23 protein-coding genes are annotated in these 23,090 nt (G+C 56.0%); 19 read left to right on the top strand and 4 right to left on the bottom strand.

Going from position 1 to position 23,090, the window contains the following annotated elements; genetic code table 11:
• Positions 1-62 precede the first annotated feature (62 nt).
• Positions 63-842: an SDR family oxidoreductase gene (locus R2A130_RS03020; protein WP_009463536.1), complete on the bottom strand. Its 780-nt coding sequence runs from the start codon at positions 840-842 to the stop codon at positions 63-65.
• 137 nt (positions 843-979) lie between these two features.
• Here R2A130_RS03020 and R2A130_RS03015 point away from each other — a divergent pair, with 137 nt between their 5' ends.
• The 5 genes from R2A130_RS03015 (at position 980) to R2A130_RS02995 (ending at position 6,241) form a co-directional block, all read left to right on the top strand.
• Positions 980-1,957, top strand: coding sequence for a threonine/serine dehydratase (locus tag R2A130_RS03015; protein WP_009463534.1), 978 nt, complete (start codon positions 980-982; stop codon positions 1,955-1,957).
• Positions 1,958-1,959: 2 nt separating this feature from the next.
• Positions 1,960-3,117 carry an ABC transporter permease gene (locus tag R2A130_RS03010; protein WP_009463532.1) on the top strand — a complete coding sequence of 386 codons (1,158 nt, stop codon included), beginning with the start codon at positions 1,960-1,962 and terminating at the stop codon, positions 3,115-3,117.
• Positions 3,118-3,120: 3 nt separating this feature from the next.
• A complete protein-coding gene (locus tag R2A130_RS03005) occupies positions 3,121-3,879 on the top strand; it encodes an ABC transporter ATP-binding protein (protein WP_009463530.1) in 759 nt (252 codons plus the stop codon).
• Between the two features lie 74 nt (positions 3,880-3,953).
• On the top strand, positions 3,954-5,609 hold the full coding sequence (locus tag R2A130_RS03000; protein WP_009463528.1) for an MlaD family protein: 1,656 nt from the start codon (positions 3,954-3,956) through the stop codon (positions 5,607-5,609).
• 44 nt (positions 5,610-5,653) lie between these two features.
• A complete protein-coding gene (locus R2A130_RS02995) occupies positions 5,654-6,241 on the top strand; it encodes an ABC-type transport auxiliary lipoprotein family protein (protein WP_009463526.1) in 588 nt (195 codons plus the stop codon).
• A gap of 22 nt (positions 6,242-6,263) precedes the next feature.
• Here R2A130_RS02995 and xth read toward each other — a convergent pair whose 3' ends face one another.
• Together xth and erpA are read right to left on the bottom strand one after the other, a co-directional pair.
• Positions 6,264-7,061, bottom strand: coding sequence for an exodeoxyribonuclease III (gene xth, locus R2A130_RS02990; protein WP_009463524.1), 798 nt, complete (start codon positions 7,059-7,061; stop codon positions 6,264-6,266).
• Between the two features lie 7 nt (positions 7,062-7,068).
• On the bottom strand, positions 7,069-7,395 hold the full coding sequence (gene erpA / locus R2A130_RS02985; protein ID WP_211098024.1) for an iron-sulfur cluster insertion protein ErpA: 327 nt from the start codon (positions 7,393-7,395) through the stop codon (positions 7,069-7,071).
• Positions 7,396-7,550: 155 nt separating this feature from the next.
• On the opposite strand from erpA, the gene R2A130_RS02980 reads away from it, so the two are divergent.
• The 13 genes from R2A130_RS02980 (at position 7,551) to R2A130_RS17365 (ending at position 21,608) form a co-directional block, all read left to right on the top strand.
• Positions 7,551-8,768, top strand: coding sequence for a deoxyguanosinetriphosphate triphosphohydrolase (locus R2A130_RS02980; RefSeq protein ID WP_009463520.1), 1,218 nt, complete (start codon positions 7,551-7,553; stop codon positions 8,766-8,768).
• Between the two features lie 55 nt (positions 8,769-8,823).
• A complete protein-coding gene (argS, locus tag R2A130_RS02975) occupies positions 8,824-10,587 on the top strand; it encodes an arginine--tRNA ligase (protein WP_009463518.1) in 1,764 nt (587 codons plus the stop codon).
• A gap of 118 nt (positions 10,588-10,705) precedes the next feature.
• Positions 10,706-12,529, top strand: a complete 1,824-nt coding sequence (locus R2A130_RS02970) for an SPOR domain-containing protein (RefSeq protein WP_156798365.1) — start codon at positions 10,706-10,708, stop codon at positions 12,527-12,529.
• A 93-nt stretch (positions 12,530-12,622) separates the two neighbouring features.
• Positions 12,623-13,708 carry a beta-N-acetylhexosaminidase gene (gene nagZ / locus R2A130_RS02965; protein ID WP_050786036.1) on the top strand — a complete coding sequence of 362 codons (1,086 nt, stop codon included), beginning with the start codon at positions 12,623-12,625 and terminating at the stop codon, positions 13,706-13,708.
• Complete coding sequence (locus R2A130_RS02960) at positions 13,705-14,541, top strand: ScpA family protein (RefSeq protein ID WP_009463512.1); 837 nt, start codon at positions 13,705-13,707, stop codon at positions 14,539-14,541. The genes nagZ and R2A130_RS02960 overlap by 4 nt, the downstream gene beginning before the upstream one ends.
• 10 nt (positions 14,542-14,551) lie before the next feature.
• Positions 14,552-15,322 carry an SMC-Scp complex subunit ScpB gene (gene scpB, locus R2A130_RS02955; protein ID WP_009463510.1) on the top strand — a complete coding sequence of 257 codons (771 nt, stop codon included), beginning with the start codon at positions 14,552-14,554 and terminating at the stop codon, positions 15,320-15,322.
• A 179-nt stretch (positions 15,323-15,501) separates the two neighbouring features.
• The gene (locus tag R2A130_RS02950) at positions 15,502-15,720 is read left to right on the top strand and encodes a twin-arginine translocase TatA/TatE family subunit (RefSeq protein ID WP_009463508.1); all 219 of its coding nucleotides are present in this window, start codon (positions 15,502-15,504) and stop codon (positions 15,718-15,720) included.
• A gap of 56 nt (positions 15,721-15,776) precedes the next feature.
• Positions 15,777-16,412 (top strand): Sec-independent protein translocase protein TatB, encoded by a 636-nt coding sequence (tatB, locus tag R2A130_RS02945; protein ID WP_009463506.1) that lies wholly within the window; start codon positions 15,777-15,779, stop codon positions 16,410-16,412.
• Positions 16,409-17,191, top strand: a complete 783-nt coding sequence (gene tatC / locus R2A130_RS02940; RefSeq protein WP_009463504.1) for a twin-arginine translocase subunit TatC — start codon at positions 16,409-16,411, stop codon at positions 17,189-17,191. Before tatB ends, tatC begins: the two co-directional genes overlap by 4 nt.
• A 42-nt stretch (positions 17,192-17,233) precedes the next feature.
• Entirely contained in the window at positions 17,234-18,514 is a 1,281-nt protein-coding gene (gene serS, locus R2A130_RS02935) for a serine--tRNA ligase (protein WP_009463502.1), read from the top strand.
• Positions 18,514-19,281 (top strand): 5'/3'-nucleotidase SurE, encoded by a 768-nt coding sequence (gene surE, locus R2A130_RS02930; protein WP_009463500.1) that lies wholly within the window; start codon positions 18,514-18,516, stop codon positions 19,279-19,281. The genes serS and surE overlap by 1 nt, the downstream gene beginning before the upstream one ends.
• Positions 19,278-19,940: a methyltransferase domain-containing protein gene (locus R2A130_RS02925; protein ID WP_009463498.1), complete on the top strand. Its 663-nt coding sequence runs from the start codon at positions 19,278-19,280 to the stop codon at positions 19,938-19,940. The genes surE and R2A130_RS02925 overlap by 4 nt, the downstream gene beginning before the upstream one ends.
• A gap of 96 nt (positions 19,941-20,036) precedes the next feature.
• Positions 20,037-21,608 (top strand): peptidoglycan DD-metalloendopeptidase family protein, encoded by a 1,572-nt coding sequence (locus R2A130_RS17365; RefSeq protein WP_009463496.1) that lies wholly within the window; start codon positions 20,037-20,039, stop codon positions 21,606-21,608.
• A gap of 6 nt (positions 21,609-21,614) precedes the next feature.
• Here R2A130_RS17365 and R2A130_RS02915 read toward each other — a convergent pair whose 3' ends face one another.
• A complete protein-coding gene (locus tag R2A130_RS02915) occupies positions 21,615-22,487 on the bottom strand; it encodes an ATP-binding protein (protein WP_009463494.1) in 873 nt (290 codons plus the stop codon).
• 199 nt (positions 22,488-22,686) lie between these two features.
• On the opposite strand from R2A130_RS02915, the gene yajC reads away from it, so the two are divergent.
• Positions 22,687-23,079, top strand: coding sequence for a preprotein translocase subunit YajC (gene yajC, locus R2A130_RS02910; protein WP_009463492.1), 393 nt, complete (start codon positions 22,687-22,689; stop codon positions 23,077-23,079).
• Positions 23,080-23,090: the final 11 nt, after the last annotated feature.

Genomic DNA, 23,090 nt, shown 5'->3' with positions numbered 1-23,090 from the left:
GGTTTCACTTCATGATTATGCGCAAATGCGGTTGCTGTCGGGTTAAGCGATTGGGCGGCAGTTTAGAAAGCGTGGGGGAACAACCCGCCGTCGATCAGAATGTTCTGGCCCGTGATGTAGCCGCCATGTGCCGAGCAAAGAAACGCGCAGGTGTTGCCGAACTCTTCCGCAGTGCCAAAACGCCCGGCTGGAATTTCACTCATTTGGCGCTGCGCCGCTTCATCAAATTCGATGCCGGCAGCTTTTGCACCGGCGGTGATTCCACCTCGCAAGCGTTTGGTGTCCATTTTGCCGGGGAGGATGTTGTTCATCGTTACGTTCTTGCCCGCGTAGAGTGGCCGAACACCAGCGAGGAACGCAGTGAGACCAGCGCGTGCGCCCGACGAAAGGTCCAGCCCTTCGATCGGCATAAGAACCGATAGCGAAGTGATGTTGACGATACGCCCAAAGCCCCGTTCAGCCATGCCCGGCGCAACCGCCTGAATGAGTTCGATGGGCGTAACCATGTTCTGCACAACGCCATCGAGAATCGCTTGGCGGTCCAATTCATCCCAGTTCTTGCGCGGCGGCCCGCCGTTGTTGTTCACCAGAATGTCGGGGTTCGGACAGGCTTCCAACAACGCCAGCTGCGCGTCATGGGTGCTGACATCGCCTGCCACTCCGGTCACCTTTGCACCTGTTGCTGCATGAATTTCTGCCACCGTTGCTTCAACTGTTTCGGCGGTGCGGGCGTTGACGATGACTTCGCAGCCGGCTTCAGCAAGCGCTATTGCGCAGCCTTTGCCCAGACCTTCGCTGGATGCGCATACGATGGCCTTACGGCCTGAAATTCCGAGATCCATTTGGAAAACTCTCCATTATTTTGGAAAATCATTGCAGAGTTTGGGAAACGAACAAGGGGGTTTCCGAAAACCGGCCTCGAAAAGGGAAAAAGACTCGTGCAAGTTGGAGGCCATTATTCAACCGCACCGTTCGCCCCATGAAACCGTTGCCGCAATATAGCGATATCGTCAGCGCCGCCGAGCGGTTGGCCGGTCATGCCGTGCTGACGCCGTTGTTACGCAACGATGTATTGGACGAGCTCGCTGGCGGGCGAATTTTCCTAAAGGCGGAAAATCTGCAGCGCACCGGATCTTTCAAGTTTCGTGGCGGCTATAACTCTGTCTCGCAATTGCCTGATACAGTTAGCAAAGGCGGTGTGGTGGCCTGTTCGTCGGGCAACCATGCTCAAGGTGTTGCTGCCGCTGCGGCCATGTTCGGCTATCCCGCTACCATAGTGATGCCGTCGGATGCACCGCAAACGAAGAGGGATCGCACCCGCCGGTTGGGCGCAACGGTTGTGGAATATGACCGCTTTACGGAAGATCGCGATGCGATTGCCGGGAAAATTGCCAGCGAAACGGGTGCTACATTCATTCACCCGTACGAGCACTTCGACGTCATCGCAGGGCAGGGTACTGCAGGTTTGGAAATCTGTCACCAGATGGCCGCTCTTGGCCAAACACCTGACGACGTCGTCGTTTGTGCTGGGGGTGGCGGCTTGATGGCGGGAATTCTGCTGACCATGGAACAGCATTTTCCCAATGCAACGGTCTATCCTGCAGAGCCCGTTGGCCACGACGATCAAGCCCGTTCCCACGCTTCAGGCGTTCGGCAGGGCGGCAATGTACAAACAACCAGCCTCTGCGATGCCATCGTTACTCCTATGCCAGGTGAGAAATCATTTGCGATATGCAGCGGGAAACTGGGCGCAGGACTGACTATTTCCGACGAAGAGGCGCTTGCGGCAGTAGCCTTCGCCTATCGCGAAATGCGGATCGTGCTGGAGCCGGGTGGCGCTGCTGCGCTGGCCGCCATCCTTTCCGGCAAGCTGGAAACCAAAGGTCGCTGCGTGGTTGCGACTTTGTCAGGCGGTAATGTGGACGATGATGTCTTCAAGCAGGCTTTGGACCTCTAGAAATGGACACTGTCGATCATCTCGCCAAATTAGTTGGGCCTGCAAAGGTCGATTTTCAGCGCAATACTGATGGCGTTTTGGTGACTGCGTCAGGCCCTTGGACAATCGCGTTCATTGAAGAGGTCGACGATGATATTCGTGCTTTTTCCATCGAAGGTTCTGCGAAACTTGTTTTAAACACGACGGCTGCAACGCAATTAGACACATCCGGTGCTTGGCTGATCGAGCGCCTTCGGCAACGTGTTGAAGAAGCGGGCATCGCATTTTCTCACGAAGACGACGAACCTCGCAGGCAGCAACTGGTGGATGTGATCCACCGGCGCGAGCGGCCCGAGACCGATGCACCAACACAGACGAAAAGCTGGCGCGGCCCCATCGTACGGCTGGGCGAAATCGGTATTGAGTTTGGCCGCGATTTGATGACTGCACTTTATATTTTGGGCTCGTCGGTTCGCGGGCCTTCGTCCAACGGCGGTTCTGGTCGCGGCCTGCGTGTCATGTCGATCCTGAACCAGATTGATCAGATGGGCTGGCGCGCAGTTCCGGTCGTTTTTGTCATGTCGTTTCTGATCGGCGCAATTATCGCGCAACAGGGCGCGTATCAGATGCAGGCCTATGGTGAGGAGCTGCTGGCGATCAGCCTCGTGGGTATTCTTCACTTCCGCGAGGTTGGCGTATTGCTGACGTCGATTATGGTGGCGGGCCGCTCCGGTAGTGCCATTACGGCGGAAATCGGTACCATGAAAATGCGTGAAGAAATCGACGCGCTACAAGTGATGGGCCTCAATCCGGTTGGCGTGTTGCTGTTTCCGCGCCTGCTCGCCATCATGATTTGCCTGCCGATTTTGACGCTGTTGAGCAATATCGCGGGCATTATGGGGGCGATGGTGGTGATGGACATTTATGTTGGAATCACGCCGTCGCAATTCATCACTACGTTGACCGAAGACATCTCGCCGCGTCACCTTGCTGTTGGGTTGGCGAAGGCACCGGTCATGGCACTCATCATCGGACTTGTTGCTGCTGTGGAGGGTTTGAAAGTTGGTGGTAGTTCGGAGTCCCTCGGACAGCGCACTACTGCGGCAGTCGTGAAATCTATCTTCCTTGTGATCGTGGTGGATGGCCTGTTCACGATTTTCTTCTCAGCGATGAACTTCTAGCCCATGTTTCCGCGCGGCGAGATCATATTGGGTGTTCGAGACATTCACGTATCCTTTGGTACGGCTCACATTCTGCGCGGGCTGGATCTCGATGTTCGTGCTGGAGAAATTCTGGGTTTCGTTGGTGGTTCAGGCACCGGTAAGTCGGTTTTGATGCGGGCTGTTCTCGGATTGGCGCAAAAGCAGCAAGGCTCGATCAAACTGTTGGGGCAGGACTACGATTCTGCTGATGAAACGACGCGCAACACGATGGATCAACGGCTAGGTGTTTTGTTTCAACACGGTGCACTGTTTTCTTCGCTTACTGTAAGAGAAAATATTCAGGTTCCGATGCGTGAATATCACTCACTTTCGCAGAAACTGATGGACGAACTTGCGGCTTTGAAGATGGATTTGGTGGGTTTGGCGGCACATGCAGCTGACCGTTACCCGTCCCAGCTTTCCGGCGGAATGGTGAAACGCGCAGCATTGGCGCGCGCTCTGGCGCTCGATCCTGATCTGGTCTTTTTAGATGAACCGACCTCCGGCCTCGACCCTATAGGCGCCGCTGATTTCGACGAACTGATCTCGTCCTTACGCGATACGCTTGGCCTCACCGTTTTCATGGTGACCCACGACCTCGATAGTATTCACGCCGTCTGCGACCGTGTGGCGGTGCTTCGGGACGGTAAGGTGTTGGTGGCAGGCTCGGTCGATGAAGTTTCATCGGTTGAGGATGAGTGGATACAGTCATATTTCCGCGGCAAGCGCGCCCGCTCATGAGGGATGCTGTCATCTGTATGCAGAACCGCGATCTATGGTTGTGGTGTGGCCTAGGGGGGCGCTAAAAGCGGCATATGGAAACACGCGCTAATACCATTGTTGTCGGACTGTTTATGCTGTCGGCGCTCGTCGCGTCGTTTGCGCTTGTCTATTGGTTCGGGGCCGTGGGCGACAAAGACCGCATGCAGCGCCTTGATGTGCGCATTCAGGGCGCGGTCTCAGGGTTGGTCGAGGGCAGCATCGTTCAGTTCAACGGCATTACGGTCGGTCGCGTTACCGGCCTTGCTTATGATAAAGATGATCCGCGTTTCGTGACGGTGAACACGCTTGTCGAGCCTGACGTTCCGCTGCGCGAGGACACCCGCGTCAGCGTTGGTGCCCGTGGCCTTTCAGGCGGTTCCTTTATCCAGTTGGAAGGCGGCACGCCTGATGCCTTGCGATTGGTGCAGCCGAACACACCGCGCGATGGCGTGGTGGAGCTTAAGGGTAATCCGTCTGCATTCACCGATATTATAGATCAGGTTGGATCGATTGCTGTACGGGCCGAGAAAGTGGTCGGCGTGTTGGAAGGCTTCGTGGAGCGCAATGATCAGGTGATTTCCGATACGCTTATCAACACCCGAAAATTCTCAAAGGCGTTGGCTGATAACAGCGAAGGCGTGGAGCAATTTCTCGCCAGCGCACAGAGCGTTGGCGTGTCGCTGGAAGCGCTGTCCGGCAAAATCGACGGCACTGTGACCCGCGTTGAAGCCATTCTTGCAGCCGTCGATCCGCAAACCGTATCTGGCACGCTTGAAAATGTTGAGAGCTTTACAAAAGGGTTGGCCGACCAACGCGCGGAAATCGAAACGCTTATTCAGGCTGCAGGGCAAGCGGTTGCCGATGTGCGAGGTGCTACGGCTCGCGTCGGACCGATCATCGGACGCATTGAAGAAACGGTGCAAGCCGTTGAACCGGCCCGTGTTCGCACCGCAATAGCTAATCTGGATCAAGCAACTGCGCGGGCCAGGGCCGTGTTGGAAGTTGTGGACGAAGAATCCGTGCAGCGTACCATAAGCAATGTTGAGCGCGCCTCATCCTCCATCGTGACCGCCACTGGACGCGCCAACGATATTATCTCTGCAATCGACGCAGAAACTGTGAAAGCGTTGGTGGCGGATATGCGGGTTGCGACGCAAAATGTTTCGACATTGCTGGCAGCGGTCGATGCGGAGCGCGTGAATGCCGCAGTTGATGATGTGTCCAAAGCTGCAAGGGCGGCTTCGGAAGCGGCGACTGATGCACGGGGCATCGTCACTGATGTTCGTAAGGTTACACAACCGTTGGGTGAACGGGCTGGCGACGTAGAAAAAATCCTCACCGATACGACCGAGCTGGCAGCGCGCCTGAACGAATCGTCGAAGAAAGTCGATGCGTTGCTCGAACAAGCCGGTGACTTGCTGGGCACCGAGGGCGATGGTGGATTGGCCGCAGATGCACGTTCCACATTGGCAGAGTTCCGCCGTACGGCGCGTAATTTCAGCGGCAATATGGCCCAGATTACTGGGTCAGTTACGAAGCTGGCAGATCGTGGCCTAGGGGACACACCGGCTCTCATTCGCGCCGCCACGCAGTCGCTCAGTCGCCTCGACCGTGTTATCCGCAACATTCAAGACAATCCGTCCTCGTTGATCTCCGGCTCCGGCGGTTCGCGTGTTCGGGAAACAACGAACGGTCGACCCCGACGATAAATCGGGCAACGGGCGGCAGGCAAAGTTTCGGGTAACAAAGCGGTATGATCTTCAAGGCAATCACAACAACGCTTCTGGCAGCTTTCGTGCTGTCTGGCTGCCAGTTGCTGAAAGCGCCGGAAAAGCCACGTGAAACCTATGAATTTTCTGCGCCCTCATTTGATGGCGGCGTTGCAGGTGGCACCAACGCGCAGTTGCTGGTCAAACTGCCAACGTCACTAAAAGCAATAGATAGTGAGCGCATGATTTTGCGCCCGACACCCAAGATCATAACTTATGTGGCCGGCGCTCAGTGGTCCGACTCGGTGCCGCGCCTCGTGCAAGCGAAGCTGGTTGAGGCTTTCGAGAACACTGGTTCAGCTGGCGCTACGGCGAAACCAGGTGATGGATTGGTCATCGACTTCCAGTTGATTCCAGATATTCGCCGTTTCGAGATCATTGGTGGTGAGGCTGTAATCGAGGTTTCGATCAAACTGCTTTCAGACAAATCGGGCAGGGTAGTTGCGTCGCGTATCTTCACGACAAGTGCTGCTACCGGAGGAAACCAGCCGGAAAACTATGTGGCTGCGTTTGATCGCGCATTCAGCTCATTTGCCGAAGACGTCATCGCGTGGACATTTCGTCAGGTCTAACGGTTACGTCTAAGTTTCCGTTCTAAGCCGCCGCTTCCAACCAGATCGGCACGTGGTCGGATGGTTTTTCCCAGTCGCGAACAAACGAGTCGATTCCGCAACCGTTGAACATATCTGCCGCTTCTGCTGACATGAGCAGGTGGTCGATACGTATACCGTGGTTCTTGGGCCATGCGCCGGCTTGGTAGTCCCAGAATGTATAGATGCCATCTGCGTTGGCTGATGAACGTAGAGCTTCTGTAAATCCGAGGTTTTTCAATGCCTCGAAGCGGGAGCGGGTTTCGTCGCGGAACAACGCATCGCCTTCCCAAACTTTCGGATTCCAACAGTCGTTTGGCTGTGGAATGACGTTGTAGTCGCCAGCCAAAATGAGCGGCTCTTCAAGCGCCAACCTGTCGGCGGCCCAAGCGTGGAGGCGGTCCATCCAGCGTAATTTGTAGTCGAATTTACGTGGGTCATCGACTGGATTGCCGTTGGGCAGATAGAGCGAAACCACCCGCAGTGATTTGCCTTCTATCGAGAATACGCCCTCGATAAAGCGTGCTTGTTCGTCTTCATCTTCGCTTTCTCGAAGAAGGGGCAAGCCTCGATTGACCTCGTCGAATGGCAGGCGGGAGAGAAGGGCGACGCCATTGAAACCCTTCTGGCCGTGGGTTTGAACGTTATAGCCTAACGCTTCTATCTCAGAGGCTGGAAAATTCTCGTCGACAGATTTGATTTCCTGCAAACCAACAATGTCCGGCTCGGCCTGTTTCAACCATTCGATCAGTACATCGTGTCGGGCTTTGATGCCGTTGATGTTCCAGCTTGCGATTTTCACCTCTGGCTCACATCGAAAATGAGGTACCGCAACCGCAAGACGCGGTAGCGTTGGGATTACGAATCTGGAAGCTCTGCCCCATTAGATCGTCGACAAAATCGATGATCGATCCATCCATATATTGCAGCGAGATCGGGTCGATCAGCACGGTAGCGCCTTCGCTGGCCAGCACGATGTCATCGTCGGACTTCGCGTCGGTGAGATCGAATTTATAGGAAAAGCCGGAGCAGCCGCCGCCTTCTACTGACACGCGCAGGGCATTCATGTCCGGCTCGGTGCTGAGAATACGCGCTACCCGTTTGGCCGCCGCTTCGGACACCACAACGCCGTTCACTTCGGCTTCGCTGCTTTGGGAATTCATCTCTTTGGACCCTGTCATTGGACTAGCCTTCTCATGCTCCGCTCACCCAACTATGTAGGAACGGGCACGGTGAGCGTCAATTATACGATTCTACCACCATCTATAGCTATATGCGGTGAGGCGAGAGCGTGACGACGGATATTTCGACGCTAGAGCCTGCGGAGCGATTTGGTCTCGCCCCCTACGCTTGTGATTGGCGCCATTCCCGGGGACGGTTGTTGGCAGAGCCTTCCAGCCCGACGCGCTCGGATTTTCAGCGCGACCGCGACCGCATCATTCACAGCGACGCCTTTCGTAGGCTTATGCACAAAACGCAGGTCTTCGTTCACAACCAAAACGACCATTTTCGCACTCGGCTAACGCATACGCTTGAAGTGGGCCAAATTGCGCGATCTTTGGCGCGGTCTCTCAATGTCGATGAGGACCTCGCTGAAGCTTTGGCGTTGGTTCACGATTTCGGCCACACGCCGTTCGGTCATGCGGGAGAACGCGCCCTGTCGCGGTGTTTGGAGCCTTGGGGTGGGTTCGAGCACAACGCCCAATCGCTTCGTGTGGTGACAGCGCTTGAGCACCGCTACGCCGGTTTCGATGGGTTGAACCTGACATGGGAAGTGCTCGAGGGCCTGGTGAAGCACAACGGTCCGCTGACCGATCGTGACGGTGACCCGCTGGATGAGCCGGTGCCAACCGCCATTTTCGCCTACAGCGAAAAGCACGACTTGCAGCTTTGGAGCTGGCCTTCCGTTGAAGCGCAATGTGCGGCGATTGCTGACGATATTGCCTACGACAATCACGATCTCGATGATGGTCTCCGGTCCGGGCTTTTTGACATCAATGATCTAGGTGACGTGCCGCTCTGCGCTGAGATTTTGCATGAAATCAGTCGTGATCACCCTAATCTGGAACGCTCTCGGATGATCCATGAACTCGTGCGTCGGCAGATCACGCGCATGGTGGAGGATGTGATCGCTGAAGCCTCCGGCCGTTTAAGCGAAGCTGCGCCCGTCAGTGCCGATGAAGTGCGGAAGCTGGACTACGCAATCGTAGCGTTTTCGCCTGTAATGGATGTGCTGGAGAAGGAGCATAAGCGCTTCATGTATCGCCGCATGTACCGGCACCCCAAGGTTATGGGCGCAGTGGGAGCGGCGGAGCAGGTGGTTGAGGAGCTGTTTCATCGGTACTTCGATGATCCTAACGCTATGCCTGCTGATCCTGAATGGCGGTTGGAGAATTTGGATGGTCACACAAAGGCCGGACGCATTGCTGACTATATTGCAGGAATGACCGATCGCTATGCCATGCAGGAACATGCGCGGCTGTTTGACCACACACCGCAACTGGGATAACCGCTGCCCACCGCAGCAAAGCGGCACTTATCCCGTATTTTGAGCAGTTTATCGCATGACCAACGTCTTCCAAGACTTCGAGCAACGCATTACGAATGTTCTGCAAGCCCTTCCAGATGTTGTAGAAAGTGGCGCTGATGTATCGCGCCTAACGGTCGAGCCACCGCGTGATTTGAGCCATGGCGACCTCGCTACCAATGCTGCGATGATCCTTGCCAAACCGATGAAAACCAACCCGCGCGCGCTGGCGGCGACTATTGCTGCGGAATTGGAAAAGGATGCCGATGTCGCATCCGTCGAGATTGCCGGTCCCGGTTTCATCAACTTGCGTCTTGTCGATGGCTTCTGGTCTCGCGAACTAACGCGCGTTTTGACCGAGGGTAGGCGCTATGGCGCCGATGCTACCGGCAACGGCAAAAAGGTGAATGTGGAATATGTTTCCGCCAACCCAACAGGCCCGATGCATGTCGGCCATTGCCGCGGTGCGGTTGTTGGTGATGCTATGGCGAACCTGCTGGAATTCGCGGGTTATGACGTTGTGCGCGAGTATTACACCAACGACGCTGGTGGACAGATCGATGTTCTCGCCCGCTCTGCGTTCCTGCGTTATCGGGAGGCGTTGGGTCAGGATATCGGGAAAATTCCTGAAGGCCTTTATCCCGGTGAATATCTGAAACCACTGGGGCAATCGCTGGTCGATGCTCATGGCGATGCGCTTCTGACGATGGATGAAAGCGACATGCTCGCTATCGTTCGCCCTGCGGCAATTGATGCGATGATGGACCTCATCCGCGCTGATCTCGCTGCTCTTGGTGTTCATCACGATGTGTTTTTCTCAGAGCGTAGCCTTCATGCGGGCGGCGAACAGGGCAGCGCGATTTCGAAAGCCGTGAACCGCCTAACCGATATGGGGCTTGTCTATACCGGCACGCTACCCCCCCCCAAAGGCACTGCGCCGGAAGATTGGGAAGACCGTGAGCAGCTTTTGTTCCGCTCCACCGATGTGGGCGACGATATGGATCGTGCGTTGCAGAAATCCAGCGGCGACTACACTTATTTTGCTGCTGACGTCGGTTATTTTCAGGACAAGTTCGACCGTGGCTTTGAAGAGATGGTTTTCGTGCTCGGCGCAGACCATGGCGGCTACGTGAAGCGCATGGAGGCGCTTGGGAAAGCAATTTCCGAAGACACGGCGAAAGTCACAATCCGTTTGTGCCAGTTGGTCAAACTGTTCCGTGATGGCGAGCCGGTGACTATGTCGAAACGTTCCGGCAATTTCATAACGCTGCGTGAAGTGGTGGACGAGGTTGGGCGCGATGCTGTGCGCTTCATGATGCTCTATCGGAAGAACGATGCGCCCTTGGATTTCGATTTCGCCAAGGTGAAGGAGCAGTCTCGCGACAACCCGATCTTCTACGTTCAATACGCCCATGCACGGTGCCATTCCGTGTTGCGGCAGGCCGCTCGCGACATGCCGAACCTTGATATTTCGGCTGATGCTTTGCGCGCTGCGAAGACGGAACTACTGCTTGATGATGGCGAAGATGGCCTCATGCGGAAGCTTGCGGAATACCCGCGCGTGATCGATGCAGCAGCCCGTTCGCAGGAGCCGCACCGCCTGTCATTTTACCTTTACGACCTGGCCGCGCTTCTGCACGGACAGTGGAATAAGGGCCGTGATGATGTGACTTTACGGTTTATTCACCAAGAAAACCCAGAATTGACCTTGGCCAGACTGGGTTTGGTTACGGCTGTCTCTGAAATCATAGCTTCCGGGCTTGCGATTATAGGGGCGGATGCTCCGCAGGAAATGCGGTAGCTGGAATTTGGCCGTAATCTTTCTGCACCACCAGTATTGGCGAGTTTTGAGTTAGGCACGACGCGTTTCGTCTGTGCCGCGTGCGGGGGGTGCCCGGCACGAGAGACAGGTGTCAGCTGTGTTCCCATATACCCCAGACGATCTTTGCCCCGTTTTGCTTCCGTCCTTTTGTGACGGCGAGACCCATTTGTGCTCCGCGTCCAATGCGGCTGAGGACCAGCTTGCCGAGCTGTCACGGCTCGTGGGCTCCGGCACCACGCTTGGCAGCGCAGGTGCTTCGCAATCTTTCCATGATGATCTGGCAATATTGGACCGCCCAGTAGCTCCGGCCCGCCCGGCATCTCCTCCAGCGCCCGTTGAGGCTGTGACGCCGCAGATTGAAATGGTCGATCATGCGCCACCGTTGCAGTTCGATTTGGAGATGGAATTGCAGCGTGCCTTCAATGGCGACCCTGCCGCCGCACCAGCACCTGCAGAAAAACCTGCGACGCTGCCATTTGCATCTATCGCTGCTGCAGCTGCTCCTTCAGTGGCGAGAGCCGTCGCAGATCCAGCACAAGTCACTCCAGCCACCACAGCGAAACCGAAAGTCGTTTCCGTTGTCGCGGTTAAACATGAAGCTCCAAAATCCACTGAGCCAGAAGCCGACTTTAGTGATCTTATCGCGGAAGAATTGGATCGCGCACTGCAGGAAGAAATCGCATCTGAAGGTTTGGGCGCAGAAACTGCGGCAGCAGCTGCGCCATCTTTAATGACCGATCCGGTTCTTGAAGCGGGGGGCGGCTTTTCCGCTGCTCCGGTAGCACCCAGAGCAGAAGCACCAGCCAAGGCTCCGATGCCTAGGATGGCACCTGAGCCCGATTTCAATGATGCTTATTCTGATCTAGTGGCCGATACATCTGACCCGGTTGCTGAATTCGATACCATGGTCGCGGATGCTCAGGCTCCCATCTACCACGAAGAAGAACTGCGCGTTCCACAGGTGCCGTTCGAGCCGAAACCCGCCAACCGCGGCGGGCGTAAAGCTGCGCTCGTTCTGTTGGGCGTTGCGATGCTAGGCGCGACAGCGGCGCTTGGCGTTTCGCTGTTCAGTGGCGGCGGCAGCAACCAAGGCGAAGTGCCTGTTCTTATGGCCGAAAAAGATCCTGTAAAGGTAAAGCCTGAAGATGCCGGCGGCAGTGTTGTGCCGAATCAAGATCAGGCGGTCTATGAAAGCGTCGAAGGTAAAGCTGTCGAAGCGCCGAAACAGGCCGAACTGCGCGACACCACCGAGACCCCAATTGCTGTCCAGACCACACGTGTCATCGAACAAAACGACGGTGCGCCCAAGGCTGCTGATCGCATTTTAACGCCGAAGCGCGTGCGCACGACCGTTGTGCGGCCTGATGGCTCTATCGTTACGGATGGTCCGCAGGAGACAGCCTCTGCTCCGCTGACTGCTCCAATCGTGGCGCCCACCCAGCCAACCGGCGCTTACACGGCACCAACTGCTGATCCGGCAACACCTGCGGCACCAGCCGCGCCGGTTGCTAAGCTTGCACCAACACCGGTGAAAATCGCTCCGGTAAAAGTTACCGCAGTGCCTGTTACGCCGGAACCGGTACCGGCTCCAAAGGTTGAAGAGCCTGCGCCAGTTGCTGCTGCACCAGCACCCGAATCTAAGCCAGCGCCAGCACCGGAGCCTGTGACGACCGCTTCTACCGCACCATTTGCGGTGCAGATTTCTTCCCAACGTTCGCAGGCTGCAGCACAACAATCCTACGCAGACATCTCCCGACGTTACGCCAGTATTGTTGGCGGCAAGGGCGTGGATATTCGTAAGGCTGTTGTTAAAGGGCGCGACTATTACCGCGTCCGCATTCCTGCGCAGTCTCGTAGTGAAGCCAACGCCATGTGTTCCAGCCTTAAATCTGCTGGCGGAGATTGCTTCGTCACCCGCTAAACGGTTGCACAAACTGCCGAATCAACGCCCGTCGTGCACAAGCACGGCGGGCGTTCGTCTTTTGGGCGCAGCGCAAAGCCGCTATCTTTCGGCATGGAAAAAGGAATCACTACAGCGACCGACCGAACCACCGCTCTGCTTTGCGGTGTTCGTGGTCTTGAACTCACCGATGAAGAGCGCGCCTTTATCAAGCGTTTTCAACCGTGGGGTTTCATCATATTTGCCCGCAACGTGGACAATCCCGATCAGCTTCTGGCGTTGACGGATGAGATGCGCAGCCTGTCCGACCACGATGCGGTTCCCATATTGGTCGATCAGGAGGGCGGTCGTGTTCAGCGGTTGAAGCCACCACATTGGCCTGCATATCCAACCGGCAAGGCGTTGGGCGATGTTTATCGCCGCGATAAGTCTGCCGGATGCCGCGCCGCATACCTCATGTCCCGTCTACATGCCTTTGATCTGCACGCAGTTGGGGTGAACGTTGATTGCCTGCCGGTACTCGATGTGCCTACGCCTGATGGTCACGACGTTATCGGCGATCGCGCCTATGGCTATGATGTGGAGACTGTGACTGACTTGGGGCAGGCGGCATGCGAGGGGCTGATGGCTGGAGGCGTTCAACCGGTGATAAAGCACATTCCGGGCCACGGGCGTGCAACCGCTGACAGCCACCATGCGCTACCCGTCGTGAGTGCGGATCTTGAGACGCTACGCCGGTCGGACTTCAAGCCATTCACAACGCTACAACACATTCCCATGGCGATGACGGCCCACGTTATTTACTCGGCCATCGACCCGAAACTGCCCGCCACGACGTCTAAAAAGGTGATGGACGAGATCGTGCGTGGCGAGATGGGCTATGATGGCTTGGTCATGTGTGACGACATCACCATGGGTGCACTTTCCGGTGGGTTATCTGATCGAGCTCGTGCCATATCGGCTGCGGGCTGCGATATTATTCTCCACTGCACAGGGCATATGGATGAGATGGTGGAAGTGGCCGAGAACACCCCGATTTTGAAGAATGATGCCTTGCGACGCGCGGAACGAGCCGTCGTAGGCTTATCGTCGTTCGATGATGCCGACGTTGCGGAAACGCGTCGCGAGTTCGCCGAGTTGATGGGCGAGGGGCCTTTGGTGGCCGCGGCTGACCCGACCGACTACGGACGCACAGCATGAGCGAGCCAGCCGCGAAACCGGATAACAATCCCGATCTTTGGGAAAGTGCCACGCCGGTAGATCGTGCGGTCAGTGACCCCGGATTTACAGTGGATATTGATGGCTATGAAGGTCCGCTCGATCTGTTGTTGGCGCTTGCCCGCACCCAGAAAGTCGATCTGGCGAAGATTTCGATCCTGCAACTGGCCGTTCAATACCTCGAATTCGTCGAGAAGGCCCGCAAGCTTCGACTGGAACTGGCTGCTGATTATCTCGTGATGGCGGCTTGGTTGGCCTTCCTGAAATCAAAGCTGTTGTTGCCGGAACCTGAAGAAGAAGAGGGGCCGAGCGGCGAGGATCTCGCCAATCAACTGGCGTTCCGCCTGCGGCGGCTGGAAGCTATGCGTGATGTGTCAACGCGGCTGATGAACCGGAACCGGCTTGGCCGCGATGTGTTTGGCCGCGGTGACCCTGAGCCGGTGATCGTGCACCGTGAACAACGCTATAACGCGACGATGTATGACTTGTTGTCGGCCTACGCAGCACAGAAACAGCGTCAAAGCGTGACCACAGTTACCATTTCGCAGCGGCAGGTTTGGTCGTTGTCAGAAGCCCGGGAAATTCTGGCGCGGCTAATTGGTGGCTTGGCCGATTGGACTCCGCTTGATGTCTTCTTGTCGCGCTATCTCGATGAGGGGTCTGATCGGCGTGGTGTGCTGGCCAGCACTTTTGCTGCATCACTTGAAATGGTGCGTGAAGGTAAAATCGAAGTCCAGCAGGCAGGAAATTTCGAACCGCTCTATATGCGGCGACCAACCACCAAATTGACCGACTCATTGGCGCAGACAACGTGAGGAACAAGCGATGACTGCAGACAATACAGCCGTGCACGCTGAAGATGCTGACGACGATGGGGCAGTCAGCAGCAATGTTTTGCGGTTCCCAAGCAGCATCGAAAGCGATGACGAAACGTCACCGGAAGCTTCTGATATTCCGCGTCAGGCACGGATGATCGAAGCCATTCTTTTTGCTTCGCACGAGCCGGTTCCTGAAAAACTGCTTGCAGAACAAATGCCAGAAGGTACCGATACGGCGGCGCTGCTTCGCGATGTTCAGGCTGCCTATGAGGGGCGTGGCGTCAATCTGGTGAAACTCGGTGATGCATGGGCATTCCGCACGGCAGAAGACCTGTCATTCCTGTTACAGAAGCAGGCCGTGGACCAACGCAAACTATCGAGAGCTGCCCTCGAAGTTCTGGCGATCATCGCCTACCACCAGTCTGTCACGCGCGCAGAAATTGAAGATATTCGTGGCGTTGCAACGTCTAAAGGCACGCTGGACGTGTTGATGGAAACCGGTTGGGTGCGGATGCGTGGCCGGCGGAAAACACCGGGACGACCGGTAACTTATGGCACGACACCTGATTTTCTCGATCACTTCGGGCTGGAGCGCGTACAAGATTTACCCGGTATGGACGAATTGAAGGGCGCAGGGCTGCTTCAATCTGATATTCCAAGTGGCTTTTCTGCGATGCCGATCCTTGGTGATCCCGATACGCTAGATGATGATGAAGACCCGTTGGGTGCGGATGATATTGAGGAATTAGGCCTGCTGCCGCCAACTGGTGGTGACTAGGGCGCTGCGCAAAAGCCAAAAAAGCTGGCTTGCGGCCTAGTTTTTTCCCCAAAGCAACCTTAACTCAAGAAGATAGCTTCGGCGACGAAAGGCGTGTTGCGGCACCGGCGCTGAGTCTCTAGTTTGCCGCTCAACAGTACGAGAAGCGCATGACGCGCTGTTCTCAAGGGAGAGTATTTATGGGTCAGATCGGTATTTGGCAGATCGCTATCGTTGCAGTTGTGGTCGTTCTTTTGTTCGGTCGCGGCAAGATTTCCGCCGTCATGGGTGATGTCGCCAAAGGCATCAATTCCTTCAAGAAAGGCTTGAAGGATGAGGATACGACCACTGCTGATGCTCTCGAAGAGGGCAAGGAAAAAGTGATCGACGCTCACGCAGAACGCACGAAAAGCAGCTAATCTTCGCTGCTAAGCCTGCTCGCATAAACCTCATCTACTAGGCCAGGAGCCTCGACGTGTTCGACATCGGCGCGACAGAAATGCTCGTGGTGGCTATTATCGCCATCCTGTTCGTCGGCCCGAAAGAGCTGCCGGGCATGCTCAGAACGTTTGGCCGAACCACGAAGAAATTGCGTGGCATGGCGGGCGATCTTCGCCAGCAGTTCGATGAAGCGATTGAAGACGCTGAGCTGGACTCGGTACGCGATACGATAAACGACGCTCGCAAACTCGATCCAACCAAAGCTATCAAGGACAAGCTGAACCCGCTCAAGGGTGAGTTGGAAGATGCCAAATCCATGATTGAAGAGGCTGCCGACTTCGATCCGAAAAGCTTTTCTGCGAATTACGGCGATGATGTTGGTGAGCCTGCAGCAAAGCCCAATCCCAGCGTAGGCAAGAACGCTGTTCCTGGATTTGCGGAGGTCCCACCTCCCGAAGCTGCAAAGCCGAAAACCAAGCGCAAGCCCACCGCCAAGTCAGCAACGGCCAAACCGGCAAAAGTAACTGCTACCAAGAAGCCTGCAGCGCGTAAAACGACTGCCTCCAAAAAGACGGATTCTGCCAAGCCAGCTGCGGCAAAAAAGCCTGCTGCAACGACCAAACGACCTGCTGCGAAGTCTGCAGCTAAGAAAACGGCGGCCAAAGCGTGAGCGAGACCGATATCGACGACACCGCAGCGCCACTGGTCGAGCACCTAACAGAACTGCGGCAGCGCCTTATCAAGGCGCTTATAGCTGTTGCGATCGTCTTTCTGATTGCGTTCATTTTTGCAGACAAGATTTTCCAGATTCTCGTTGTTCCTTACGAGCGGGCGGCTGGTGAAAATCAGGAACTGACGCTTATTTTCACTGCTCCGCAGGAATTTTTCTTCGCGCAGCTTCGTATTGCGTTGTTCACCGCACTCTTCGTTGCGTTTCCGGTGATCGCGTCTCAGATCTACAAGTTCGTTGCGCCGGGGCTCTACAAAAACGAACGTGGCGCTTTTTTACCGTTTCTGATTGCAACGCCGATCCTGTTTTTCCTAGGTGGTAGCCTCGTATATTTCGTGGTCATGCCGCTGGCGATGGCCTTCTTCCTGTCAATGCAGATGACGGGAAGCGATGGTGCTGCGGCCGTGCAACTGCTGCCGAAAGTATCGGAATATCTTGGGCTGATCATGACGTTGATCTTTGCCTTTGGGCTGGTCTTCCAGATGCCGGTGGTTATTTCGCTGTTGGCGCGGGCAGGGCTGGTGACCGAGCAGGGGCTTAAGGACAAGCGCAAATGGGCGGTTGTGCTGACATTTATCGCTGCTGCCGTTCTGACGCCGCCGGACCCTGTAAGCCAGATCGGTCTTGCCGTGCCAACGCTGCTTCTCTACGAATTGTCGATCTATGCAACACGACTCATCGAGCGCAAACGCGCCGATAAGGAAGAAGCAGAAGCGTAACATCCTGTTCGCTGGCTTCCGCCCCAGCTGACGGTCTAATTCATGTTTGATATTAAATGGATACGCGACAACCCTGAAGCATTCGATCAAGGGATGGCGCGACGCGGCCTTGGCCCGCAGTCTGATCGTTTGCTCGCGCTAGATGAAGCGCGGCGCGACCACATCTCCAAAGTTCAGGAAGCCCAGGAAGCACGCAATGCTGCTTCCAAGAAAATCGGTGCTGCAAAAGCGCAGGGCGATGAAGCCGGTGCGCAGGCAGCGATCAGTGAAGTTGCGAAGCTCAAGAGCTTTCTACAGACCGGCGCAGATGAGGAACGCACACTAAGTGCAGCTTTATCTGAGGCGCTGTCGACCCTTGATAATGTGCCGGCCGATGACGTTCCCGATGGTGCCGATGAGGCAGACAATGTTGAAACCCATCGTCACGGTGAGCAGCCCGCATTCGCATTCAAACCCAAGGAACATTGGGAGTTGGGCGAAGCGCTTGGCCAGATGGACTTTGATGCTGCTGCAAAGCTTTCAGGTAGCCGGTTTGTCGTTCTCAATCGCGGACTAGCACGGTTAGAACGGGCCTTGGGCCAGTTTATGGTTGATCTGCACGTGGATGAGCACGCCTATCACGAAGTTGCTCCACCAGTTCTGGTGCGTAGCGAGGTGCTTTTTGGCGTCGGTAACCTGCCCAAGTTCGAGGATGATCTCTTCAAGACTTCAGATGACCGTTATCTCATCCCGACATCTGAAGCGCCGCTGACCAATCTGGTGCGTGAATCGATTCTGGACGAGAAGACACTGCCGCGTCGCTACACGGCGCTGACCAATTGCTTCCGTGCGGAAGCTGGTTCTGCCGGTCGCGATACGCGCGGCATGTTGCGTCAGCATCAGTTCGCGAAATGCGAAATGGTTTCGATAACGACGCCAGATAATTCTGATGCGGAACAACAGCGCATGGTCGGCTGTGCAGAAGAGGTGCTGAAGCGCCTTGGTCTGCATTACCGGGTGGTGAAACTATGCACGGGAGATCTTGGATTTTCTGCGCGCCGCACCCTCGATATTGAGGTTTGGTTGCCGGGGCAGGATACGTTCCGCGAGATTTCCTCTTGTTCCACCTGCGGCGATTTTCAGGCTCGCCGCATGGATGCGCGCTACAGGCCGGAGGGTGAGAAGCAGCCCGTTCACGTTCATACGCTCAACGGGTCGGGCATTGCTGTCGGGCGTGCTTTGATCGCGGTTATGGAGAACTATCAGAACGAAGACGGCAGCATACGGGTGCCGGACGTTCTGCAATCTTACATGGGCGGAACGACCGTCATTGAGGCAACTTAATGCGCATTTTGATTACGAATGACGACGGCATCAATGCACCGGGTCTTGCTGTTATGCAGGCAATTGCCGCTAAATTTTCCGATGATGTGTGGACCGTTGCGCCTGAGACGGACCAGTCCGGCCTCGCGCATTCGCTAACGCTCAACCATCCGCTTCGCCTGCGGGAAGTCGCGCCGAAAACATTTGCGGTAAACGGCACTCCTACGGATTGCGTGATCATGGGTGTTCGTCAGGTTGTCGATGGTCCCGTTGATCTGGTGCTCTCCGGCGTGAATGCGGGGCAAAATGTTGGTGACTACGTTACCTATTCCGGCACCGTGGCAGGAGCTATGGAGGGTGTCCTGTTGGGCATTCGCTCGATAGCTCTCAGCCAGGCATTTAGCTTCGACTCACACCGCAAGGTGCCTTGGGAAACTGTGGAAGCGCACGGGGAGGCCGTCATTCGGTCCTGTCTTGATCTCGAGCTACCCAAGGACACGCTGATCAACATCAATTTCCCGAATTGTGGGCCTGATGACGTTGCTGGAATTGCGGTTTCTACCCAAGGGAAATTCGAGCATGGGCTTGGTATCGGTGAACGGGCTGATGGTCGTGGCCTGCCATATTACTGGCTTGAATTCATTGGTGAGCCGCCGGTGAACCAGCCCGGAACAGACATTGCAGCATTGGCTGAAAACCGGATTGCTGTGTCGCCCATCCGCATGGACATGACCGACCATGGAACGATGGATATGATGCGGGATACTTTGAAAGACGTAAGCCTTTGAGTGTTGCGCCAGAAAATTGGGATGGCGTCGAGGGCACGATAGGTCTCCTGCTGCGGCTGCGCGCTCTTGGTATTATGGATGAGACTTTTCTCACCCATGTGGAGAAGACACCACACGAACATTTTGTAGCGCCTGAACATGCGCGCTTTGCATCGCAGCCGTTCCCGCTGCCGCTACCATGCGGGCAGTTGGCCCATTCGCCAGATACGACCATTCGCATGCTGGATGCCGCGAGGCTGCATGCCAAAAATACGGTTTTGGAGATTGGTACAGGCGGTGGTTATCAAACGGCTTTGCTCGCCCGGATGACCAAGAAAGTTCATTCTATTGATCGCTACCGAATGTTGATAACGCGTGCCAAGGACAAGCTGGCGCGGTTGCAACTCACCAATGTCACATTTGATCAAGCGGATGGTTTGAAGTTGGGCGAAAACGGTGCGCTCTATGACCGCATTATCTGCGACATGAGTTTCGACTCGATGCCGCGCTTTCTGCTGGATAGCCTTGCCTCTGGCGGTATTATCATAACGGCTATTGGACCTGATCAGGGTGAGCAGATGGTTGTGCGCTTGATGAAAATCGGCAGCCGTTTTGAACGCGAAGACCTGTTTCCTGTCCGGTTTGCGCCTCTGGAGCCTGGGTTGGCAAAGGCACTTTAAAGAATTTGTGGCAATTCTTGGCCGTGATTTAACCGGCGATTAAGCCTGTTCCTGTTCTATCGGAGGCGTTGTACCGAGTATTCCGATGGATAAGTTATGCGTTCCAGCATCATCGCACCCCGTTTGCGCACGCTTTCAAGAGCTTCCGGCTTGCTTTGTTTGGCAGCCGTTACCAGCGCTTGCAGCAGCGGCGCGAGCCGGTTTGATCAAGTGCTAACCGCTTCTATTCCGTCGAGTTCAAATCAGTCGCAGATCATTGGCGGCGCGAACAACGCGCAATCGACAGCGACGACTGCACGCAATGGAATTTATGTCGCCAATCGAGCGACCAACCTGCCATCTGCCACAGCAACGCAACTTGCACCTGCTGTTAGCACCACATCGCTTCCAGCTGTCTCGCAGGTTCGCCGCTATCCACCAACAGCCGGCCGTCCCATCGTAGCATCAGGTGCTGATGCTGTTGCTTCACTGAGCCAGCGTCAGGCATTGCCGCCTAGTGCTGCTCAGGTTCGCGCATCGGTTCCATCTGCTCCGCCAGCTCCTAAGGGCGCCTTCGTTCTGGCTCCGCCAGTTCAGAACCCCAATGTTCTGACGACCGGTGGCACTGACCCGGTACAAACATCGTCGATTGCTTCCAACGTTTCGCAAGCGACAACTGGCGCACCCGCAACCCGTGGTTGGCAAGGTGCGACTGCTGCATCTGTTGAGCTGAAGCGCGGTGAGACGCTTTATAATCTGTCGCGCCGCTTTGGTGTTCCGGTTAGCGCATTGATGACGGCCAACAACATTAAAAATGCTGATGACGTTCAGGCTGGCACGCGGATAAATATCCCGTCTTATTCCTACGACACGTCCGCACCCGTTTCTGCGCCTGACCAGAACCCCATTGTTAAAGCGTCGCGGGCCTCGCGTGGCTTTCAGGGGCAGGCAGTTGGTAAGGTGACGACGCCAAAAACCCGTGCTGAGCGTGAGCTTGCTGAAAGACCGGAAGTTTTGCCGGTCGCGCCCCGTAACCAGAATGTTGCAAGTGTCGGCACGTCTTATACCGTTGTTTCAGGCGACACGCTTTACGCGATTGCGCTGAAGCACGGAAAATCTGTGGCTGACATTCAGACCGCAAACAACATGACGACGACTAACGTACGTCTCGGCCAGCGCCTTGTGATCCCCGGACGTGTTGACCGTTCAGCAACAGCCAGTATTCCCAAGGCGCAGTCGCAGCAGGTCGGTCCGGTTGTAACCAAGAAGCCAGCTGCGAAGAAGCCGGTTCAAACGGCAAGCGCCTCTGCGGCGGCAGGTTTCCTCTGGCCAGCCCAAGGTAAGATTTTGTCGCGCTTTGGCGAACGTGGTCCGCAGGGTTCCAATGATGGCATAGATATTTCGCTACCGGTTGGTACGCCCGTAAAGGCTGCCCGTAGCGGCACGGTCATCTATTCAGGTTCTGAACTGGAAGATTTCGGCAAGCTCATTCTCGTTAGCCACAACGATGGCTGGGTGTCGGCCTATGCCCACGCCAGCCAGACATTGGTCAGCCGCGGAGACAAGGTTTCGCGCGGGCAGGTGATCGCAAAATCGGGCAAGACCGGCAACACGACGGTTCCAAAGCTACATTTTGAACTGCGGAAGAATTCCAATCCGCAAAACCCGATGTCGCACCTCCCACGCTAACCGACCCTAGCTGAGGCGATGACCGAGCCGCCCCGCCAATTCTTGAACGAACTGCCACGCGACGCGGCCTGACCGGCTGCCGCGCGTGGTGGCCCATTCCAGTGCATCGCGTCTCAACTCTTCGTCATCTGTGCTGATGCCGAAATGCGCCACGTAGCCATTCACCATGGCGAGATACTCATCCTGCGAGCATTTGTGGAAACCGAGCCACAGTCCAAAACGGTCTGAAAGTGACACTTTCTCTTCAACAGCCTCACTAGGGCTGATCGAGGTGGAGCGCTCGTTTTCAATCATGTCGCGCGGCATGAGGTGGCGACGGTTGGAGGTGGCGTAGAAGACCACGTTTTCGGGCCGACCTTCCACGCCGCCATCGAGCGCTGCTTTCAGTGCCTTGTAGCTGGTATCGTCATGATCGAACGACAAATCATCACAAAACAGGATGAAACGGTGCGGCTCATTGCGAAGCAGCGCTAGAAGTTCCGGCATTGAATCGATGTCTTCGCGATGAATTTCAATCAATTTCAGCGGGTTATCGGCGCGTTCTTGATTGATGGTTGCGTGGGCTGCCTTAACAAGTGACGACTTGCCCATGCCGCGCGCACCCCACAGCAAGGCATTGTTGGCGGGCAGACCGTCTGCAAAACGAGCCGTGTTGTCGATAAGAATATCGCGAACCGTGTCTATGCCGTGCAGCAACACCATCTCGACGCGGTTGACCTTCGGCACCGGTTGCAACCACCCAAGCGCTGCGCTCCAAACGAAGGCATCGGCGGCTTTGATATCATTATCGGGGTGGGCCGGCGGCACTGCGCGCTCGATTAATGACGCGATCCGGTCGAGTTTTTCACCCAGACTTTCAAGGCTGATGGTTTCGGACATCGGGTACCCAGTGCTTCGTTTGATTTCATCGAATGCCTAGCAGTCGCACAAAGCTGGCGAAAGCCATCAAGAATACCGCCTCAAGCGGCGCGGGTTCGGTTGCAATGATAGGGTCGGACCCTATATTGCGGCCCACGAGGCAGAGGTATCTCTGCGCGACGATTCACACACCCGATTCACGAGAATAGCAGGCGCCGATATGTTCATTACCCCAGCTTACGCACAGACTGCCGGAGGTGCCGGAGGCGGCGTAATCGAGCTGCTGTTCCCACTTATTCTGGTGGGCGGTATTATGTGGTTTCTTGTTATCCGGCCACAACGTCAGGCGCAGAAGAAACGCGATGCCATGCTGGCTGCCGTGAAGCGCAACGATACGATCATCACCGGCGGCGGCGTTGTCGGCAAGGTGACCAAGGTTATCGACGATGCTGAACTTGAGGCTGAGATCGCTTCCGGCGTCAAAGTTCGCTTGATGCGCTCGATGATCGCAGACGTTCGCGTTAAGGGTGAGCCGGTGGCTGCCAACGACACGACACCGCCGGAAGACGGCGAAAAGCCTGCCAAGAAAAAAGGCTCCCGCACGCGCGTCTAATAGCGCCGTCC

Origin of the sequence: Ahrensia sp. R2A130 (assembly GCF_000179775.1) — a bacterium.
In the GTDB taxonomy this organism is placed as follows: Bacteria; Pseudomonadota; Alphaproteobacteria; order Rhizobiales; family Rhizobiaceae; genus Pseudahrensia.
Note: the sequence above shows the minus strand (reverse complement) of the source record. Positions and strands in the feature narration are given on the sequence as shown.

Excerpts from the sequence above, each read along its gene's own strand:
- R2A130_RS03020 (WP_009463536.1), bottom strand. The coding sequence starts at position 842 with ATGGATCTCGGAATTTCAGGCCGTAAGGCCATCGTATGCGCATCCAGC.
- R2A130_RS03015 (WP_009463534.1), top strand. The coding sequence starts at position 980 with ATGAAACCGTTGCCGCAATATAGCGATATCGTCAGCGCCGCCGAGCGG.
- R2A130_RS03010 (WP_009463532.1), top strand. The coding sequence starts at position 1,960 with ATGGACACTGTCGATCATCTCGCCAAATTAGTTGGGCCTGCAAAGGTC.
- R2A130_RS03005 (WP_009463530.1), top strand. The coding sequence starts at position 3,121 with ATGTTTCCGCGCGGCGAGATCATATTGGGTGTTCGAGACATTCACGTA.
- R2A130_RS03000 (WP_009463528.1), top strand. The coding sequence starts at position 3,954 with ATGGAAACACGCGCTAATACCATTGTTGTCGGACTGTTTATGCTGTCG.
- R2A130_RS02995 (WP_009463526.1), top strand. The coding sequence starts at position 5,654 with ATGATCTTCAAGGCAATCACAACAACGCTTCTGGCAGCTTTCGTGCTG.
- argS (WP_009463518.1), top strand. The coding sequence starts at position 8,824 with ATGACCAACGTCTTCCAAGACTTCGAGCAACGCATTACGAATGTTCTG.
- nagZ (WP_050786036.1), top strand. The coding sequence starts at position 12,623 with ATGGAAAAAGGAATCACTACAGCGACCGACCGAACCACCGCTCTGCTT.
- R2A130_RS02960 (WP_009463512.1), top strand. The coding sequence starts at position 13,705 with ATGAGCGAGCCAGCCGCGAAACCGGATAACAATCCCGATCTTTGGGAA.
- scpB (WP_009463510.1), top strand. The coding sequence starts at position 14,552 with ATGACTGCAGACAATACAGCCGTGCACGCTGAAGATGCTGACGACGAT.
- R2A130_RS02950 (WP_009463508.1), top strand. The coding sequence starts at position 15,502 with ATGGGTCAGATCGGTATTTGGCAGATCGCTATCGTTGCAGTTGTGGTC.
- serS (WP_009463502.1), top strand. The coding sequence starts at position 17,234 with ATGTTTGATATTAAATGGATACGCGACAACCCTGAAGCATTCGATCAA.
- surE (WP_009463500.1), top strand. The coding sequence starts at position 18,514 with ATGCGCATTTTGATTACGAATGACGACGGCATCAATGCACCGGGTCTT.
- R2A130_RS17365 (WP_009463496.1), top strand. The coding sequence starts at position 20,037 with ATGCGTTCCAGCATCATCGCACCCCGTTTGCGCACGCTTTCAAGAGCT.
- R2A130_RS02915 (WP_009463494.1), bottom strand. The coding sequence starts at position 22,487 with ATGTCCGAAACCATCAGCCTTGAAAGTCTGGGTGAAAAACTCGACCGG.
- yajC (WP_009463492.1), top strand. The coding sequence starts at position 22,687 with ATGTTCATTACCCCAGCTTACGCACAGACTGCCGGAGGTGCCGGAGGC.